18 protein-coding genes are annotated in these 18979 nt (G+C 55.6%); 14 read left to right on the forward strand and 4 right to left on the reverse strand.

The window, feature by feature from the left end:
* The first annotated feature begins 523 nt into the window (after positions 1 to 523).
* Together AAH450_RS09160 and gntT are read left to right on the forward strand one after the other, a co-directional pair.
* Complete coding sequence (locus AAH450_RS09160) at positions 524 to 1153, forward strand: LysE family translocator (protein ID WP_342909950.1); 630 nt, start codon at positions 524 to 526, stop codon at positions 1151 to 1153.
* 230 nt (positions 1154 to 1383) lie between these two features.
* On the forward strand, positions 1384 to 2700 hold the full coding sequence (gene gntT / locus AAH450_RS09165) for a gluconate transporter (protein WP_342909951.1): 1317 nt from the start codon (positions 1384 to 1386) through the stop codon (positions 2698 to 2700).
* 109 nt (positions 2701 to 2809) lie between these two features.
* Here gntT and AAH450_RS09170 read toward each other — a convergent pair whose 3' ends face one another.
* Positions 2810 to 3883 (reverse strand): malate/lactate/ureidoglycolate dehydrogenase, encoded by a 1074-nt coding sequence (locus AAH450_RS09170; RefSeq protein WP_342910376.1) that lies wholly within the window; start codon positions 3881 to 3883, stop codon positions 2810 to 2812.
* 340 nt (positions 3884 to 4223) lie between these two features.
* On the opposite strand from AAH450_RS09170, the gene AAH450_RS09175 reads away from it, so the two are divergent.
* Positions 4224 to 5327, forward strand: coding sequence for a hypothetical protein (locus AAH450_RS09175; RefSeq protein ID WP_342909952.1), 1104 nt, complete (start codon positions 4224 to 4226; stop codon positions 5325 to 5327).
* Here AAH450_RS09175 and AAH450_RS09180 read toward each other — a convergent pair.
* From AAH450_RS09180 to AAH450_RS09190, 3 genes are all read right to left on the reverse strand, one after another.
* Positions 5305 to 5946, reverse strand: coding sequence for a response regulator transcription factor (locus tag AAH450_RS09180; protein ID WP_342909953.1), 642 nt, complete (start codon positions 5944 to 5946; stop codon positions 5305 to 5307). The two genes, AAH450_RS09175 and AAH450_RS09180, sit on opposite strands and share 23 nt — an antisense overlap.
* A gap of 58 nt (positions 5947 to 6004) precedes the next feature.
* A complete protein-coding gene (locus AAH450_RS09185; protein WP_342909954.1) occupies positions 6005 to 7462 on the reverse strand; it encodes a PAS domain-containing sensor histidine kinase in 1458 nt (485 codons plus the stop codon).
* A 200-nt stretch (positions 7463 to 7662) separates the two neighbouring features.
* Complete coding sequence (locus AAH450_RS09190; RefSeq protein WP_342909955.1) at positions 7663 to 8196, reverse strand: RNA polymerase sigma factor; 534 nt, start codon at positions 8194 to 8196, stop codon at positions 7663 to 7665.
* 300 nt (positions 8197 to 8496) lie between these two features.
* Here AAH450_RS09190 and sctW point away from each other — a divergent pair, with 300 nt between their 5' ends.
* From sctW to sctU, 11 genes are read left to right on the forward strand one after another with little or no spacing between them, the layout of a single operon-like run.
* Positions 8497 to 9642, forward strand: a complete 1146-nt coding sequence (gene sctW / locus AAH450_RS09195; RefSeq protein WP_342909956.1) for a type III secretion system gatekeeper subunit SctW — start codon at positions 8497 to 8499, stop codon at positions 9640 to 9642.
* A 10-nt stretch (positions 9643 to 9652) separates the two neighbouring features.
* Complete coding sequence (sctV, locus tag AAH450_RS09200; RefSeq protein ID WP_342909957.1) at positions 9653 to 11761, forward strand: type III secretion system export apparatus subunit SctV; 2109 nt, start codon at positions 9653 to 9655, stop codon at positions 11759 to 11761.
* Positions 11762 to 11771: 10 nt separating this feature from the next.
* Positions 11772 to 12671, forward strand: a complete 900-nt coding sequence (locus tag AAH450_RS09205; RefSeq protein ID WP_342909958.1) for an FHA domain-containing protein — start codon at positions 11772 to 11774, stop codon at positions 12669 to 12671.
* Positions 12671 to 14029 carry a type III secretion system ATPase SctN gene (gene sctN, locus AAH450_RS09210; protein ID WP_342909959.1) on the forward strand — a complete coding sequence of 453 codons (1359 nt, stop codon included), beginning with the start codon at positions 12671 to 12673 and terminating at the stop codon, positions 14027 to 14029. Before AAH450_RS09205 ends, sctN begins: the two co-directional genes overlap by 1 nt.
* Positions 14007 to 14471: a type III secretion protein gene (locus AAH450_RS09215; RefSeq protein WP_342909960.1), complete on the forward strand. Its 465-nt coding sequence runs from the start codon at positions 14007 to 14009 to the stop codon at positions 14469 to 14471. The genes sctN and AAH450_RS09215 overlap by 23 nt, the downstream gene beginning before the upstream one ends.
* On the forward strand, positions 14468 to 15121 hold the full coding sequence (locus AAH450_RS09220) for a type III secretion system HrpP C-terminal domain-containing protein (protein ID WP_342909961.1): 654 nt from the start codon (positions 14468 to 14470) through the stop codon (positions 15119 to 15121). The genes AAH450_RS09215 and AAH450_RS09220 overlap by 4 nt, the downstream gene beginning before the upstream one ends.
* Positions 15118 to 16158 (forward strand): type III secretion system cytoplasmic ring protein SctQ, encoded by a 1041-nt coding sequence (gene sctQ / locus AAH450_RS09225; RefSeq protein WP_342909962.1) that lies wholly within the window; start codon positions 15118 to 15120, stop codon positions 16156 to 16158. The genes AAH450_RS09220 and sctQ overlap by 4 nt, the downstream gene beginning before the upstream one ends.
* Positions 16159 to 16161: 3 nt before the next feature.
* Positions 16162 to 16815, forward strand: a complete 654-nt coding sequence (sctR, locus tag AAH450_RS09230; protein ID WP_318790073.1) for a type III secretion system export apparatus subunit SctR — start codon at positions 16162 to 16164, stop codon at positions 16813 to 16815.
* 7 nt (positions 16816 to 16822) lie between these two features.
* Positions 16823 to 17083, forward strand: a complete 261-nt coding sequence (sctS, locus tag AAH450_RS09235; protein ID WP_342909963.1) for a type III secretion system export apparatus subunit SctS — start codon at positions 16823 to 16825, stop codon at positions 17081 to 17083.
* A gap of 1 nt (position 17084) precedes the next feature.
* Positions 17085 to 17888 carry a type III secretion system export apparatus subunit SctT gene (gene sctT / locus AAH450_RS09240; RefSeq protein WP_342909964.1) on the forward strand — a complete coding sequence of 268 codons (804 nt, stop codon included), beginning with the start codon at positions 17085 to 17087 and terminating at the stop codon, positions 17886 to 17888.
* On the forward strand, positions 17888 to 18973 hold the full coding sequence (gene sctU / locus AAH450_RS09245) for a type III secretion system export apparatus subunit SctU (protein WP_342909965.1): 1086 nt from the start codon (positions 17888 to 17890) through the stop codon (positions 18971 to 18973). Before sctT ends, sctU begins: the two co-directional genes overlap by 1 nt.
* Positions 18974 to 18979 lie beyond the last annotated feature (6 nt).

An 18979-nucleotide genomic window follows, 5' to 3' on the forward strand; every position in this document is an offset into this window, starting at 1 on the left:
ATTGTTTCATCGCCGCGTTAAATTATTTTGAAGATCTGTTAACTCATTCATACCAGATGATGCTGTGATGTAAAAATAGTGTATTTTTCTGCCCGGTCATCCTTTTTTTACGGCGCAGGTAGTGGGTAGGGTGAAAAAGAAGTGTGAAAATTACTTTTCTTTTATTTATAAAAGCACCTGGATATATAACTTTTTCGCACATAATAATGTGGCGTCAGGGCACAAATTGGAAATTAATCGCCAGATCAGCAGCTTTGCAAACATTAATGTTGTTTTATTGTTAACAAGTGGTAGGGCGATTTTTAATTATTTTCCCCTGGATTGTTATCAGTAAACAACCGCAGGCAGGGCATTCGGGGCAAATATGAAAAACCCTGTAAATGTTAAAGCTGATTTTCTTATTTTGATTCATTAAGAAATATTTTGTTACCTTTGTGCGGCAATCTCCCCCCATTTTTTTGTCGAAGGTCAATACCTGGTCAGTTAAGGTGTGATTCAGAGATATGTTAAAGGAATGATAAAGATGACCCTTCTGCTGTCGCTATTGCCCGTCTATGCCGCTTACTTTCTTGGAACGGCAAGTCCGGGTCCCAGTAATCTTGCCATTATGGGCCTTGCTATGCGTCAGGGACGGCTTCCTGCCTTGGCCCTGGCTGCTGGCGTTATTACCGGCTCGCTGTTTTGGGCACTGATAGTGGCAACGGGAATTTCATCTTTATTATTAGCTTATGCTCATGCGCTTATTGCTATTAAGGTGGCAGGCGGCTGTTATCTTCTTTATATGGCCTTTAAGGCAGCGAAGGGCGCCCGAAGAAAAGGGGAGGCTGAAATACCTGACCCTAAAATATCTGCCGTGGTGCCATTAAGAAAATATTATCTACGCGGTCTGTTTTTGCATCTCGCCAATCCCAAAGCCATTTTAGTCTGGCTGGCTATCATCTCACTTGGCATTCACGCTGACGCCTCGCCCTGGGTATTGTCATTTATAGTAGGCGGTTGCGCTTGTATAGGCGTTGTGGTGTTCAGTAGTTATGCCTTGCTTTTCTCCACCCCCACCCTGAGCCGGGCTTACCTGAAAACTCGCAGGGGAATTGAAGGTTTCTTTGCGCTATTTTTCACTATTGCGGGCATTAAGCTTCTCCTCTCCAGGTGAAATGCTCACCACTCTCTCTGCTGTGTCAAAAGTTTGATCTTCATCTCAAAATGTAAATTCACCGTTGCGGGGGCGTATCAGCCTGGCGGTGTTACCGTTAACATGTTCCCGGTAACACCTCGTCAGCCCAGGCTGACAGCCCTGAAACTGATACCCGTCACGCATAAGCAAGGCGGGAGAAAATTTACGTGATCCTGACTGCGGTCGGGAGCATGCACCGGAGAGAATTTATGCCATTAGTCATCGTTGCGATTGGCGTAGTACTGTTACTGCTGCTGATGATCCGCTTTAAACTGAATGGATTTATTGCCCTGATCCTGGTCGCGCTGGCGGTCGGCGTGATGCAGGGAATGCCCGTTAATAAGGTGGTCGGCTCGATCAAAGCTGGCGTTGGCGGCACGCTGGGCAGCCTGGCCCTGATTATGGGCTTTGGCGCTATGCTGGGTAAACTGCTTGCCGACTGCGGTGGGGCACAGCGTATTGCCACGACCATGATTGCCAAATTCGGCACCAGATATATTCAGTGGGCCGTGGTGCTTACTGGTTTTACCGTGGGGTTTGCACTGTTCTATGAAGTGGGGTTTGTGCTGCTGCTGCCGCTGGTACTGACTATCGCCGCTTCTGCCCGCGTTCCTCTGCTCTATGTGGGCGTCCCGATGGCTGCGGCGCTCTCTGTTACCCACGGTTTTCTGCCTCCGCATCCTGGCCCGACCGCTATCGCCACGCTGTTCCATGCTGATATGGGCAAAACGCTGCTGTTTGGCACGCTGTTGGGTATCCCAACCGTTATTCTTGCCGGTCCGGTTTATACCCGCTTCCTGAAAAGCATCGATAAGCCGATCCCGGAAGGTTTGTATAACAAGAAAACCTTTACCGAAGCTGAGATGCCAGGCTTTGGCGTCAGCGTCTGGACCTCTCTGGTGCCGGTTATTCTGATGGCGCTGCGAGCCGTGGCCGAGATGATACTGCCAAAAGGCCATCCGCTGCTGGCTTACGCAGAATTTTTCGGTGACCCGATTATCGCCACGCTGATTGCCGTGCTGATTGCGCTCTTCACCTTTGGCCTTAACCGTGGCCGTACCATGGATGAGGTGATGGGCACCCTGACCGATTCAATCAAAATCATCGCCATGATGCTGTTGATTATCGGTGGCGGCGGGGCGTTCAAGCAGGTGCTGGTGGACAGCGGCGTGGACAAATATATCGCTGGCCTGATGGAAGGCAGCACGATTTCTCCGATCCTGATGGCCTGGTCCATCGCTGCTGCGCTGCGTATCGCGCTGGGTTCTGCCACGGTGGCCGCAATTACTGCTGGCGGCATCGTGGCGCCAATTATCGCCACCACCGGCGTCAGCCCGGAGCTGATGGTAATTGCGGTAGGGTCTGGCAGCGTGATCTTCTCTCACGTTAACGATCCGGGCTTCTGGCTGTTCAAAGAGTACTTCAACCTGACCATTGGCGAGACCATGCGCTCCTGGTCCGGCCTGGAAACGGTGATCGCCGTGTGCGGACTGATTGGCTGCCTGCTGTTGCAGATGGTGGTGTAAACCGGTTCGTTCAGCATTTTCTCTATAGCCGCAGCCTTCAGGCTGCGGCTGTTTTAACATCTTCCGCTTGCCACCAGCCTCTGAACAGCGAGCAGGTTCTGATCTATCCTCAGCGTAAAAACTCCGCCACTTCGGCTTCCGGCATTCCCGCCTCGCGGGCCGCAGTCAGGATCTGCTGCCAGGTATTGGCATCAATCGGGATACCCTTACTTAACCGCTCTGCACGTTGCGCCTCTTCAAATTCACCCGGTATCTGAACAGGCTGGTCGCCAGACTGCGGTGAGGCTTTCGCCCAGTCGATAAAGGCCTGCGCCTCCTGCTGCATCTGCGGCGCGTCAAAGGCTTGCGGATCAAGAATGATGGTGGTCATGCTGTTGAAAATGGCCTCCACGCTGTTTTGCAGTGTGCTTTTATGAGTGGTTTGGCCGCCCGATAACGCACCGCCCAGAATTTCGCACATCACGGCCAGGCCATACCCTTTATGCAACCCAAAAGCTAACAGCGAACCGTAAGGCGTCTCGTGCATCACGGCCGGATCGGTGGTTGCCCTGCCCTGGTCATCAATTAAATGGCCGGGCGCAACCGGAACACCTTTGTTATAAGCGACTCTGGTTTTACCGAATGCGATACCGCTGGTGGCAAAGTCCAGCAACAAAGGAGGCTGCCCGTCACGGGGGAAGATAGCGCAAAACGGGTTAGTGCCAAACCGACGATCGCTGCCGTTGAACGGTGCCACCATTGGGTCGCCGACGACATTAACGAAATGGAAAGAGATAAACCCTGCGCGGGCGCACTGCTCAGCCCAGTGACCAATACGCCCGATATGGTGCGAATGGCGCAGCGCGATTGCGCACATACCCAACTGTCGCGTGCGTTCAATCCCCAGCGCCATCGCCTCGCTGGCGGCAACCTGACCAAAGCCATTATGTCCATCTACGGTGAGGACGGCGCCTGCATCCTTCACCACTTCCACATGCTGGTTTTGTTGCAGATGTCCCTGCTTACGGGAAACCATATAACTCGGGATCATTCCCACGCCGTGGGAATCATGACCCGCCAGATTTGCCTGCACCAGATGCTCTGCCACCAGGCGGGCTTCCTCCTTGCTGCTGCCCGCATGCTGCCAGAGTGCCTGGACTAAACGTTGAAGCCTGCTGCTCTCAATGCGAATTTCACCTGTTATACGATCCATTCCTCTCTCCTGCGTCACTGATTACTCTCTATTTTTAAACGAATAATTCGCCGCTGTCGTTAAAATATCCCTGAGCGGGTCATGAGTATTTGCCTGATAATAGCGCGATTTCTGTTGTGGGAGTTGCCATGAAAGCCGTTTGCTAAGTATACTATCGCCTTGAAAGTACTTGATTTTTTGACTAAACCCAAATTTTATACTGATAATTATAATAACCACTTAAGCCTCTTTGCCCCTTTTGGCGCAGGCCACCCAGTACCTTTCTTTTTTACGGTTAATTATCCTTTTTTATTAACAGGTCTGCGGGCAGTTGCCTTTAGGGATGGAGAGTATGGAAATTGAAACAGAACAGGCGCAGCTGCTTCCTGAGCTGCCGCTGAAGGGGATCCCGCAGGAGATACTGCGGCTGGGCAAACGTCTGGCGGATACCAAATACCAGATCGATATGCTGGGCAAAACAGGGTGGGGCGAACTGACGGCCAACCTGCATGGCCTGGAAGCAAGCGGTGAGTGGGACGGGCCGGATGATGCCTTAACTTTCTTCAGCAAAATCTTTCCCTTTGCCATGCTGCCTGCTGAAACGGAACCGCTGGGGATTTTCCGCGTCCCTACCGAGCGGGTTATCGGACGAAGCTGGCGCTGGTGGCCCGATCATCTCAGCGCCACCAGTGAAACCAAACTGCTGGAGCATCTGAATGGGCCTCATGCCGCAGAAAGCACGTCGTGGTATTTTCTGCCTGCTCTGGGCGTGCTGCTTGCCGCTCAGGGGCAGAGCCGGGTAAATTACTGCCGCCAGCGCCATATTCCTTTTATTACCGCGCGCGTCAGTAATCTGAATTACCCACCAGCAGACCGCTTTCGCCTCTATCACGTCACTAAAGGGCAGACGCGGCAAAGTTGGGTGGTGCTCAACGACCGCTATCTGCAACCTGTTCTGTGGCCACGGATCACTCTGCCCGCGTTGACCACCTATGGCGTTCACAGCGGCAGCTGGCCGCTGACGTTCCCGCCCACGGACCGCATCTTCAGCGAGCTGTATAATCCGGCGTCCGCCGGGGATTTCGTCGCGCCCTGTATCGATCTGCTGGCTGTTAATGAAGCGATAAAAGCTGAGGAGCTGGCGGCAAAACAGGCGCAAAAACCGGTGAAAATGGCGTTAAGCGATATGGATATCACCAATATCTGGCCGGTGAGCCTGACCCTTTCGTTTTTCTTTATTTTGTCGCTGGTGATTGCGGGCGTGACGGCAGGAGAGGGTTGGGCAGGCTGCATCAGTCTGTTAGTGTGCGGCATGGCTGGCAGTCTGCTGCTGTTTCTGGCTGCGCCGGTGTTTCTGGTCAGTAAGCGTTTACGAAGAGATTTCCAGCCGGAAACGCCTGAAGAGGAAGCGGCTGAAGCTCAGCCGCCTGAGGTTACTGCACCAGCTGGTGGTTGATGGCGTATTTCACAATATCGGCGTTGCTTGAGAACTGCATTTTTTCCATCATGCGCGATTTATAAGTGCTGACGGTTTTATTGCTGATCGACAGCGCATCGGCGATGGCGTTGATGGTCTCACCGTGTGCCAGCATCAGCAGGATCTGCCGTTCTCGGGTGGTTAAGGTTTCGTGCAGCGCGCGGTTGCCGTTCTGGTATTCGGCAAAGACAATCTCCTGGGCTAAATCGTGATCGATATAGCGAGACCCTTTGGCTACGCTGCGGATGGCGGCCAGCAGCGCATCCGGGTTCTTATCTTTGGTGATATAGCCCAGCGCGCCGCAGTTCAGCACGCGACGGGCGATTTGCGGCTCATTGAACATACTCAATACCAGAATCGGCAGTGAGGCATATTGAGAATGGATGCGGTTGATTAAATCTTCGCCGCTGATCCCCGGCATCGAAATATCCAGCAGCAGCAGATCCAGCCCGCCGAGGCGCAGCCGTTCCAGCACCTGGCCGCCATCACCCGCTTCGCCGACCACATCAATCATCTCATCCAGTGCAAAAATTTGTTTCAGCCCCTCGCGCATCAGCGCGTGATCGTCGGCAATCACTAACCTTATTACTTCACTCATGCTGGTTCCCTGGTTGGAGATGCCTGATTCGAGCGCAGAATATAGCAGCTCGCTGTGACTATTTTGCTGAAAGGGGGAGGGTGATCTCCAGTTGCGTGCCCTGGCCGGGTTCGCTGGTGATAGAGGCAAAGCCGTTCAGCATGTCGACCCGCTCTTTAATGCCCAGCAGGCCGAAAGCATCTTCACGCACCGCCTGCATTTTAAAGCCCCGGCCATTATCGCGGATTTGTACCACCACCGACTCGCGGCTCGCCTGCACGATAATCGAGACTTTACTCGCTTTTGCATGCCGGGAAATATTGGTCAGCGACTCCTGAACCACCCGGAAGACCGCCGTAACGGCCTGATCGCTCAGCGCAACAGGCTTGCCTTCCGGCACGATTAGCATGCAGGCGCAGTCGCTGTTTTTCACAAACTCATCCCGTAACCATTCAAGCGCAGGAACCAGGCCCATGTTTAGCATATTGGGCCGCAGCCGGGTGGAAACATCTCTGACTACCTGAATGGTGCTGTCGATCAGCGTCATCAGATAATCCGCCTGTTGTATCACGCGGGCTGGGTTATCAGCCTGCATCCCCATCACCGACAAACCGGCGCGCAAACTGGTGAGGTGCTGACCCAGCTCATCATGGATTTCACGGGCGATATGCTTGCGTTCATCTTCGGTGCGCTGCTGCTGATTGCTCGCCAGCAGCCGCATCTGTTGGTGGGCGGCCCGCACCTCATTTTCCACTTCACGCAGGCGGCTGATATCACGCCCTACCGCCAGGATTGAGATCACATCTCCCTGCAAATCATATTCCGGTACGCAGCGAACATGCAGCACCCTGGCACGGTCGCCAAAGCGCGCTTCCAGCTCCGCCTCGCTTTTTTCACCGCTGGCCAGCGTATTGGAGACCAGACGGAACAGACGCATGCCCACTTCATCAAAGGGGATGGTGTCGGTTAAGCGCCAGCCGCGCGCCTTTTCTTCACTACAGCCAATTACTTCCAGTACCTGCGGATTCGCGTACTGGCAGCGCATACTGGTATCGAAGCGGGCGATAAGGTCGGGAGAATTTTCAACCAGCGAGCGAAACTGCTGCTCCTGCTGAAGATAGCGTTCGGTTCGCTGTTTCAGCTCCCGCACGTCACGCACCACGTTAAGCACCAGGGTCTCTCCCTGGTGTTCGTAGGTACTGGAGCTGACCTCAACCGGGATCAACTCGCCAGAGCGCATCCGGTGTTGAGAGGTAAAGCGGATCCCTTCCGGGCGCATGCTGAGCTTCCACCACAGCCCCGCTACGTCAGGATCCAGCAGCTCTCCATCAATATCGGCGTAGCTTAAGCGGATCAATTCCTGATATTTATAGCCCAGCATTTCGCAGGCTTTATTATTGATATAGGTTAGCGCGGCATCTTTGCCGACTAAATAGATAGCGTCATTGACCTTGTCAAGCGCAAAGTCGGGCAGGATAGCCCGACTCTCATCAGGATTTTTACTCACATTGAGGCTGAATATTTCAGACGAAAGCATTTCTCTCTCTGAAGGTTAAAAAATGTCGTTACGCTAAGCATAGATTATATTACCGCAGAGAACAGTTCACCCGACAATTTGTCAGTAAGGGACAATTACAACAAATAATTTCTCTGCTGACCATTGTTATTCATCTGAAAGTTGAGGCAGCGCGCAGATAAATAACCAGAACGTTATTCAGTCTGAAAAATTTACTTTATTCAGCTTATTGTGCTTTTCAGCGCTTCACGCACGCGGGACAGGCGGGATTTTACTGTCCCCAAAGGGATGTCGAGAGAGGTGGCGACATCCTGATAGCTGCCGTTACGCTCTACCAGAATGGTCAGCATCTGCTGCGTCTCTTCAGGCAGTTTCTCTATTGATACCGCCATAACGTCCAGCAGCTCGTCGTTGGCAATAATGTCACTGGGATCACACTCTTGGATCAACTCCAGCAGATTATCTTCATTCAGACTGTCAAACAGAAAACGGTTCTGATTGGTCTTGTAGTAGTTGCGGATCAGATTGGCGGCGATGCCGAACAGCCAGGTTTCCGGTCGGGAAGCTCCCAAAAATTTATGGCTGTTGCGCAGCACTTCCAGGCAGGTCATCTGTGCAATATCTTCAACATCCTCACGATTAGAAACACGCTTACGAATAAAGTTGTGCAGTTTACGATTTTGCTGGCAAAGGATCTCCTGCCATAAAACTACAACGGGGACTTCAGCTATTCCTGCGGTTGAAGAAGTTAACATTTTTACGCTCCTGAAATTAATGAACAGCCTGAGAGTTGTCATATAGCAAGGAGCGTGCCAGAAAAGAAAAAGCCTGCGGCGCCAGCTTATTCCAGCGTTTTTTATTTGAGTTAAGAATTATCTGAGACAAATAGTGACCCATTGCCAAAAATAACTGTGCAACATTTGACACTAATAACGGCGGTTTAATGTTTCAGCTGAATCAGACTTTTTAAATAGGTGTTAAAAGGCATTTTATTCGGGAACTTATTGCGCAGCAGAGCCACGTAAGGGAATCGCGAAATCAATGATGAGCCAGAGATGATAAAAGTTCAGTCCTCCTTTCAGTATCAGCAGGCCCTGGCAAAAACGCTGCTCAAGCAGGATAGCCCGCGGGCAATGGGTTCAGAGCTTCGCGCCCGACCGGTGAACACCCAGTCGGCGGCCGCCTCGCTAAGCGATTCGCTGGAAGAGATCGGCATGATGTTCAGCGAAAAGGTAGAGAAAAAAACCAAAGGGCTGAACCGTCGGCAGATCAATACTCAGCATCTGCGTAGTAATCGCGGGGCTGTGGAACGCATTGAACGGCTGGGTGAGCTTTATCAGATGCTGGACGGGCAGCAGCAGGACAGGCTGGAAACCCGCCTCAGCGCGCTGAAAGATGTGCTCAGCAAGGAGAGTGAACCGGAAGCGGAGACGCTGGTAGAGGCGGCGGATAATGACCCCGCGCGGTGTGATCTACTCCTGCGCATGACGCTGCGTGAAGCTGACCGTACTGGCGATTTAGAGACTGCCGCCGCCGCCAGTAATGGGCTGGACGCCCTGCATGAAAAGTTTGGCGACAAAGTGCGTGCGGGCCTGAATACTGCGCCAGCAATTGCCAGCTTCACTACCGATCCCACTGAAAAGCAGGGGATGCGGGATCTCTACTATCACAGCATTGTGAAGCATCAGTCGCCAGCGGTGATGCTTGACAGTCTGCTGGAACGTTTTGGCCGGGAGCAGTTTAAACCCGGCCTGCGTACGTTACAGCGCGCGCTCTCGGAAGATATTGCCGCCCTGACCCCTTCCATCTCTGCCCGTTCGCTAAACAAAATCCATCATGCCCTGAGCGAGGCGGGGCAGATCACGCATGTGCTGGCTGGCAGTGACAAGCTGCTGAGCGACCTGCGCTCTCGCGGCAAAATTCCTGCCTCCGCGCTGGATGGTATTGAGATGACGCGCCGGCTGCTGAACGTGGCCGAAACCGGATTGCAGGGGCGCGACATTACCAGCATGGGCAAAGAGTTCGCCGGAGAAAATCCCGCCTCAAAGATGCTGTTTTTCAACGGGCTTCTGCCGCTGATGAACGCCATGCCACGCATGCTGTGGCGCGATAGTAACGAACGCCCGGCGGCGGCGAAGCTGTTACGAAGCGCGATCGGCATGATGGTGGATAACGAGCACAAAGCCGCGGCGAAAGGGTGAGGGCGAACGAATGAACAGCATGTTTCTGATCCTGAACCGCATCGCACTGGTGGCGATGCAACGTTCTGAAATTATCGGCGCGATGTTTGCTATGGCCATCGTGTTTATGCTGATCATTCCGCTGCCGCTGGGGCTGATTGATACCCTGATTGCGCTGAATATCTGTATCTCCTCGCTGCTGGTGGTGCTGGCTATGTACCTGCCCAAGCCGCTGGCCTTCTCCAGCTTTCCGGCGGTGCTGCTGCTGACCACCATGTTCCGCCTTGCGCTCTCTATCTCCACCACCCGTCAGATCCTGGTTCAGCAGGATGCCGGCCATATCGTAGCGGCTTTCGGAACCTTCGTGGTTGGCGGCAACCTGGCGGTGGGGATGGTAATGTTCCTGATCCTGACGGTGGTGAACTTCCTGGTGATCACCAAAGGCTCTGAAAGGGTAGCTGAAGTGGCGGCCCGCTTTACCCTGGACGCCATGCCCGGCAAGCAGATGTCCATCGACAGCGATCTCCGTGCCGGGATGATCGACGTGAATACCGCTAAACGCCGTCGTGTGGATCTGGCAAAAGAGAGCCAGCTGTTCGGTGCAATGGATGGCGCAATGAAGTTCGTGAAGGGGGATGCCATTGCCGGGCTGGTGATCCTGTTTATCAACCTGATTGGCGGTTTCAGCATCGGCGTTATGCAACTGGGCATGCCAGCCGGGGACGCCATGCACACCTACTCGGTACTGACCATTGGTGACGGACTGATTGCGCAAATCCCGGCGCTGCTTATCTCCCTGACTGCCGGGATGATCATCACGCGCGTCTCTTCCGACAGCGACACCAGCCTGGATAACAATATTGGCCGTGAAATTGCCGAGCAGCTGACCAGCCAGCCCAAAGCCTGGATCCTCTCCTCAATCGGCATGTTCGGTTTCGCCGTGCTGCCAGGGATGCCCACCGGCGTGTTTATCGTGCTGGCAGTGCTGACGCTGGCGACAGGCAGTTTTCAGATCTGGCGGGCGAAACGGGAACTGACTTCCAGCCAGCCGCAGATGGAGAACGAAGTGATCCCCCCGGAGCTGAACGGCACGGAGGATCTGCGCCAGTTCAACCCGACGCGCCCCTATCTGCTGCAATTTCCCAGCAGCGCGCGCGGCACGGCACAGACGCTGGAGCTGGTTCAGGCCATTCGTCGGATGCGCAACAGCATTGTCTACAACTACGGCTTCACGCTGCCCGCCTTTGATATCGAATTTCAGGATTCGCTGCCTGTCGACGAATTCCGCTACTCAGTCTATGAAATCCCCAGGGTGATCGGCACTTTCAACGTGGGACTGTTCGCCGTCAACCGTCAGGGACATGAGCACCTGGCGGAGGAAGAGGGCGTGGTGGTTGGGACGGAAGCGCGGCGTGAGGCGGATCTTATCTGGCTGCCTGCGGAGCATCCTCTTTTAGAAAACGACCAGGTGCAACGCCGGAGCTTCCATGACCTGCTGATGCAGCGCATGGAAAACGCCATCCACGCCAGCGCGCCTAACTTTATTGGTTTGCAGGAGACGCGGGCATTGATGGGCTGGCTGGAGTCGGAACAGCCGGAACTGGCGCAGGAGCTGCAACGGGTAATGCCCATTGCCCGTTTCTCTAACGTGCTGCAAAACCTGGTAGCGGAACGTATCCCGCTGCGCTCGGTTCGCGCCATCGCCGAAGCGCTGATTGAACATGGCCAGCATGAACGGGACATCAGTCTGCTGAGCGACCTGGTGCGTATCTCGATGAAAGAGCATATCTGCTACCAGTACACCAGGGAAGATGGCCTGCACGTCTGGCTGCTGACGCCGGAGATGGAGGAGCAGCTGCGCGATTCGCTGCGCCAGACGCAAAGCGAGGTCTTTTTTGCCCTGACTCAGGAGAAGAGCATGGCTATCCTGGCGCAGCTTCGTCACGCTTTTTCGCCGGAAAATCCCGCTTATGCCGTGCTGCTGGTGGCGCAGGATCTGCGTAGCCCGCTGCGGGGCCTGCTTCAGGACGAATTCCATCAGGTGCCGGTGCTGTCGTTTGCGGAATTACAGTCCAGCCTGTCGATTAATGTAGTGGGTCGCCTCGATCTGGAAGATTCAGCCGAGTCCTTTGATGCATAAGGAGCTGATTATGTTTGAGCTACGCGTACTTTCAGGTCGTCATCAGGGGGCGGCCTTACCGGTTACTGGCGGTCAGTGGACGTTAGGCAGCGCCGAAGAAGCTGACCTGCTGCTGAGCGACGGTGGCGTACTGGCGCACCACGCCACGCTGATCTTTGCTGAAGATCGCTGGCTGTTGCAGCCGGTGGAAGGCAAGATCCGCACGCTTCAGCAAGAGATGGCGGAGCCGATAGATCCCCTTCCCGCAGATACGCCTTTTGCCCTGGGCGAGGCCTGGCTGAGTTTCGTCCCGGCGGATCGGCCCTGGGAAGCGATGAACCGTGAGCCGCAGCCTGTTGCCACTGCCCCCGCTGTGGCCGCAGTGGCAACCACGGAAAGCCCGGTGCCTTCGCGCACCTTCTCACGCGGTGTTCAGGTGCTCTCCATCAGCCTGATTTTACTGCTCAGCTTCACCATTATCAGCTGGATCCTCCAGCCGACCGTGGCGCAAACCTCCACCACCGGCTCCAACCGTCAAGTGCTGGAGACGCTACAGGAGGTTCGCCCGCCGCTGGTAGCGATGCTGCGGGATCGGGGACTGACGCCCGGCGTCAAGATTGATATGGGTAAAGGTACGCTGATCCTCAACGGCGAGCTGAATAAAGAGCAGCTGCAAATTCTGGAACGCATGCTGGTTCGCTTTCAGGCGCAGTACAACGTGTTACCGAAGCTGGTCAACAACACCCGTCTCTATAATGCCAAACTCCCTTTCCGCATCGTGCAGATCACCACAGGGAAGCGGGCGAACGTGGTGACCGATGCCGGAGAACGGCTGTTTATCGGCGATGAGGTCGATGATCTTCGCCTGGTCGCCATCACCTCCAGCGAGATCGAATTCGCCGGTCGCGAACATATCAAGGTGAACTGGTAATGCAGGCAGAGCTGGAAAGCTGGTTTCATGGACACCAACAGCGGCTGGCACGTTTCGCGCCGGTGGAGATCTTCGGACGTATTACCGGCATCAGCGGCATTCTGCTGGAGAGCAGCCTGCCAGGCGCAAGGATAGGCGACCTGTGCCGCATTGAGGGCAAAAACAATACGCGCGTGCTGGCCGAAGTGGTGGGGTTCAATCCACACCACACGCTGCTTTCCGCGCTGGGACAGCTGGATGGCATTGCGCAGGGTGCCAGGGTAACGCCGCTCTATCAACCGCACAGTATTCGGGTCTCTGAAGCGCTGCTGGGCAGCGTGCTGGATGGTTTTGGCCGTCCCATTGAAGTGGGAAGCATCAGCGCTTTTGCGCAGCCGGGAGAGGTTGACGGGGTGAAACCGGTGCTGGGGGATGCGCCGCCGCCTACTGAACGGCCAAGAATCGACACGCCGCTTCCTACCGGCATGCGGGCTATCGACGGCTTGTTAACGCTGGGGGTAGGGCAGCGCGTTGGCATATTTGCCGGTGCGGGCTGCGGAAAAACGACCTTACTGGCGGAACTTGCCCGTAATACGCCGTGCGACGTGATTGTTTTCGGGCTGATTGGCGAACGTGGCCGCGAGCTGCGCGAATTTCTCGATCATGAACTGGACAGCGAATTGCGCAGCCGCACGGTGCTGCTCTGCGCCACCTCCGATCGCAGCAGCATGGAGCGCGCCCGCGCCGCCTTTACCGCCACCGCCATTGCAGAAGCGTTCCGTGACCAGGGAAAAAGCGTGCTGCTGATCCTGGATTCGCTGACCCGTTTTGCCCGTGCCCAGCGCGAAATTGGCCTGGCACTGGGCGAACCGCCAGGACGCGGCGGTTTGCCGCCTTCCGTCTATACGCTGTTGCCAACGCTGCTGGAAAGGGCCGGACAAACTTCAACCGGTGCCATTACCGCGCTCTATTCCGTGCTTATCGAGCAGGATTCAATGAACGATCCGGTGGCTGATGAGGTGCGGTCGCTTATCGACGGACACATTGTGTTGACCCGTAAACTGGCGGAGCGGGGTCACTATCCCGCCATTGATGTGCTGGCCAGCCTCAGCCGTACCATGACCAACGTGGTGGCCAGGCAGCAGGTCAGCGAGGCCACAGCAGTACGCCGGTTGATGGCCGCCTGGCAGCAAGTGGAGATGCTGATCCGGCTTGGAGAGTATCAGCCCGGCAACGACAGCCTGACCGACGCCGCCGTAGAGGCGCAGAGCGCTATCAACGGCTATCTGCAACAGTCGATGCGCGACCCGTCAGCTTTTGATCAAACCTGTCTGCACCTGTCGGAGGTAAGCCGCTATGCGCCGTCACTTACCGCCTGAACCAGAAGCTGAAATCGATGCCGCTGCGGCAGAACTGCAACGCACCCTTAACCTGCTCCTGCCCATTCGCCGCCAGCGGCTGAGCCGCAGCGAGCGTCAGCAGCGGGCCGAGGAGCAGGCGTTGCAGGCCGTGGTTGAGGAAACCCAGCAGACGGAGCAGCGGCTGACGGAAAAACGGGGTGCCTATCAGCAGATCCGCGCCACCTTTATGCAGAATAACGGCGGCGTGCAGCAGCAAAAATTTCTTCTTGAATGCGCGTTGCAGACAGAGCAGCAGGCGGCGGAGCAGGTGGATAACGAACGCCTGAGCCTGCATCAGCTGGCGCAGCAGCAAAGTGAGCAACAGCAGCGCCTGGAGCAGGCCCAGCAGGAAACCCGGCTGCGGCAGCGCGACGTTGAGAAACTGGAATATCTTCTTGAGCAAAACGAGGTAACAGGATGATCCGCTCTCTCTCTCAGAGCGCTGCACAGCAGCAGGCCTCTGAACGCCAGGCACAGCAGCAAAGGGATAAACAGCGCCAGAGCCGCCAGCTTTTTTTGCAGAACCGCGAGGCCCGACGTAACGATCCGTGCGCGGCACCCCAGCCTTCACAAACTCAGGCTCAGGATGCTCCCTCTGCCGGCAAGCGCCTGCAACCTGAAGATACCCGCCGTCCCGCCGCAGAAGATCGCTCGTTATTCAGCGCGCTGCTTGAAGCTGACGACGTGATGGCCCCCCGTCTGATGCTGGACCAGGGGTCGGATCAGCAGCAGGGGTTTGCCCAGCTGGAGGAGTCGTCGCTCTCTGGTGCGCCTCCGGCGATGGCGTTGTGGCAGGAGATAGAGCCTGCGCTGGCAGGCGCTCTGGCAGAGCAGCCGCCAGGGGAGATGATGCTGACGCTGATGCTGCCAAAGCTGGGAAATGTGCAGGCGCAGATGGCTGCGCTGCCGGGCGGAGGCTGGGATATCGCTCTGCATTTGCAACCCGCCGCATGGCAGGCCCTGCTGCCCCACCAGGAGCGCTGCCGTTTCTCGCTGCGTCAGAAAATGGCCTGCCGGGTGAAGTTACGCTTTGAGCGCCGTGCGGATGAGGATCGGGAGTCTGTAGGATGAATGCATTGCGTCTGCGAAGCCTGAGTAGTGAGGAAGCGAACCTGCGTCAGTGTATCGGCGCAGGCTGTTTCTACCCTTTTGAGCTGGCGGGAGAGCAGGGCGTGCTCTCTCTGACCCTGGCGGATGGACGTCAGCCGGGCGAGATGAGCCACTGGCAGTCAGAAGTGGGCAGGCTGCATTTTTCCGATGCGCAGTCCGTGCTCGCTTTGATGTCGCAATGTCCGACGTTTGCTCCCTCCGCCGACCTGCCGGAGCAGGAATGGTACTGGTCCAGGTGGCATCAACAACTTTCAGCCGAACTTCTTGCGCTGTTCGGCCACTTAGCTAATAAGCGAGACCAAACGGAAGCTGGCGACCTGCTGCTGACCCTGTCAGTGACGTGGGGCGGCCAGCAGGGGCGAAGCCTGTTAGCGCTTCCGGCAGCCAGCCTGTCGGCATTGCTGGCAAAAAGCGGCTGGCAGCAGACCCTATGCCCGTTACCGGAAAGTTTGACGCTGACTTTGCCGCTGGCTGTTGGCGATATCGTCCTGTCATCAGACGCGCTGCTGGCGCTGCGTAAAGGCGATGTTCTGCTGCCGCCCGCGCCCTGTTTCACCCCTGATGGACGCGGCGTTATCCGTTGTGCTTCTCATCTGCTTTATGGGGAGATCCAGCTGCAACCTGGCCAGATGGCCCATTATATTCTTACAAAGATGGAGAGATTGAACGTGACCCTTACCCCTGAAGAGTTTGAGCACGCGCCCGTACCGTCCCCTGATCCTCACTGGGATGCTGAGCCGCAGGCGGCAGAAACTGATTTTGCCCCGTTACCGCTCTCCCTGTCGGTTCGTTGCGGACAGCTGAAGCTCACGCTGGGGGAGCTTCAGCAACTTGGACCAGGCTCGATGGTCATGATCAACAATGTGACGCCAGGTGAAGCGGTTCTCTGCCACGGCGACTATCCGTTAGCCAAGGGTGAGCTGGTGGATGTGGAAGGCAGGCTGGGCTTGCAAATCACCCATATGCTCCCCGCCAGCCAAAATCCGCTGGCTCGTTAGCCAATGGAGAATATGTCACTGAATCCGATGACGCTGGCCCTGTTTCTTGGGGCCTTGTCGCTGGTGCCGATTCTGATGATTGTCTGCACCTGCTTTCTGAAGATATCGATGGTGCTGATGCTGACCCGAAACGCAATGGGGGTGCAGCAGGTGCCGCCCAATATGGCGATTTACGGCATTGCGCTGGCCGCTTCACTGTTTGTCATGGCACCGGTGTTTAACGAGATGAGCCAGCGGGTGAAAACGGTGCCGATTGATACGCAATCTGCCGACCGCCTCGATTACACCGTCTCTAACGGCGTTGAGCCTTTAAAGCGCTTTATGGTGAAAAATACCGATCCCGATATTCTTACCCATTTGCAGGAGAACGCCCAGCGTATGTGGCCGAAGGAGATGGCCGACTCGGTCCAGCATGACAGCCCGCTGCTGCTTATTCCCTCTTTTGTGCTCTCTGAATTGCAGAACGGGTTCAAGATCGGCTTCCTGATCTTTATCCCGTTTATTGTGGTGGATCTTATTGTCTCTAACGTGCTGCTGGCGCTGGGTATGCAGATGGTATCGCCTATGACCATCTCGCTGCCGCTGAAAATTTTGCTGTTTGTGCTGGTCAGCGGCTGGACGCGCCTGCTGGATGGCCTGTTCTACAGCTATATGTGAGGGACGAATGGATATTTTGACGCTGTTTCGTCAGGCGATGCTGCTGGTGGTGGTGCTCTCTGCGCCACCGTTGATTGTGGCGGTGATTGTGGGCGTTGTTGTCTCGCTGCTGCAAGCAGTAATGCAGTTGCAGGATCAGACTCTGCCGTTTGCCATTAAGCTGGTGGCAGTGGGCGTGGCTCTGGCGCTGTCCGGGCGCTGGATAGGCGTGGAGCTGATGGAGCTGACACAGAGCGCCTTTGCCATGATGCCCAACGTGAAGTACTGATATGGGGCATAACACCCTGTTTGATGGCTACCATTTTATCCTTGCCGTCACGCTCGCGATGGCGAGGATCTTCCCCTGCCTGCTGCTTTCTCCCGTCTTCTCCTTCAACGCCATCAAAGGGGGGCTGCGCTCCGGTATAGTGCTGGCGCTGGCGCTGTTTCCTGCCCCGATAATCCAGCAGCAGCTCTCGATTGACGATCCCTCCCTGTTCCTGCTGGCGGCGCTGGCGGTGAAAGAGGTGATTATCGGCATCCTGATTGGTCTGCTGATGGCGATGCCTTTCTGGCTGTTCGAGTCCGTGGGCGCGCTGTTTGATAACCAGCGCGGGGCGCTGATGGGCGGGCAGCTCAATCCGCAACTGGGGCCGGACGTCACGCCGCTCGGCTTTCTGATGCAGCAATCCATCATTCTGCTGCTGGTGGTGGGGCTGGGACTTTCAACCATCACGCAAATCATCTGGGACAGCTATCGCCTCTGGCCCGCCATGCAGTGGATGCCGTTCCCCAGCGAGGCGGGCTTCCAGGTTTACCTTGACCTGCTCGGCAGCGTGTTCACCCATATGGTGCTCTATGCCGGGCCGCTGGTGGCGCTGCTGCTGCTGGTGGACTTCAGCGTCGGGATCCTGAGTATTTACAGTCCTCAGTTGCAGGCAACGGTGCTGGCGATGCCCGCCAAATGCCTGCTGGGAATGCTCTTCTTTGTGCTCTATCTGCCGATCCTCAACTATGTGGGCGGTGAAAAACTTTATGAACTCAAGGATTTGATCCCGCATCTCGCCGATATGTTTGGTCAGGGGAGCAAATAATGTCAGAGAAAACCGAAAACGCCACGCCGCAAAAGCTTAAAGAGTCGCGAAAAAAAGGGCAGGTGGGGCAGACGCCAGATATTCCTAAATTGCTGATCTGTATCGGCGTGATGGAAACGGTTTTTGCTCTGGTCGATGGGGGAATGCAGCGGCTTGAGGCGATGATTATGCTGCCGCTGGGCAGACTGAACGATCCCTTCGGCCATGCGATTCAGGAGGTGGCGCTGGATGGGCTGATGGTGCTGCTCTACTTTTGCGGCATCGTTTGCGCCCTGATTTTTTTGCTGCGGATACTTGGTGGCTGGATCCAGTTTGGCCCGCTGTTTGCCACCGAAGCGCTACAGCCAAAATTTGATGCCATCAACCCCGTAGGTCACCTTAAAAACATGTTTTCAGCCAGGCAGATGACCACCTTGCTGACCAGCGTGCTGAAATCGATCGCCATTGGCACCGTCTTCTATCTGGCGATCAAACCTGATTTAGGGCCGCTGGCTCAGCTGGCGTACGGTGACGATCTTAACGGCTTCTGGCTTTCCGTGCTGGCGCTGTTTAAGAAGATCGTACGGGAAACGTTGATGCTGCTGCTGGTGATGAGCGCGATGGATTTTGGCCTGCAAAAATATTTCTTCCTGAAGCAGCAGCGTATGAGCCATGAAGATATCCGCAACGAGTTCAAACAGAGCGAAGGTGACCCCCATATGAAAGGGCACCGCCGATCCATGTCGCAGGAAATTCTCAATGAAGCGCCAAAACCTAAGCGGGAAGTTGCGCTGGAGGATGCTGATATGGTGCTGGTCAATCCTACGCACTATGCCGTCGGGCTTTATTACCGGCCGGGCGAAACGCCACTGCCCAGTATGGTGTTCAAGGCGGCAGGCTATGAGGCGCAGGATATTATTGCCGAAGCACAGAGTCGTAACATTCCGGTGATCCGCTTTATCTGGCTGACGCGCACGCTTTATCGCACTGTAGAAGAAGGGGAATATATTCCGCGTGAAACGCTGAAAGCGGTAGCGCAGGTTTATCGTCTGCTGAAGGAGCTGGAGGACCAGCAGCTGGATGGAATTATGGAGATAGAGGATTAATTTTTC

It is taken from the genome of Erwinia magellanica, assembly GCF_039023495.1.
Taxonomy (GTDB): Bacteria; Pseudomonadota; Gammaproteobacteria; order Enterobacterales; family Enterobacteriaceae; genus Erwinia.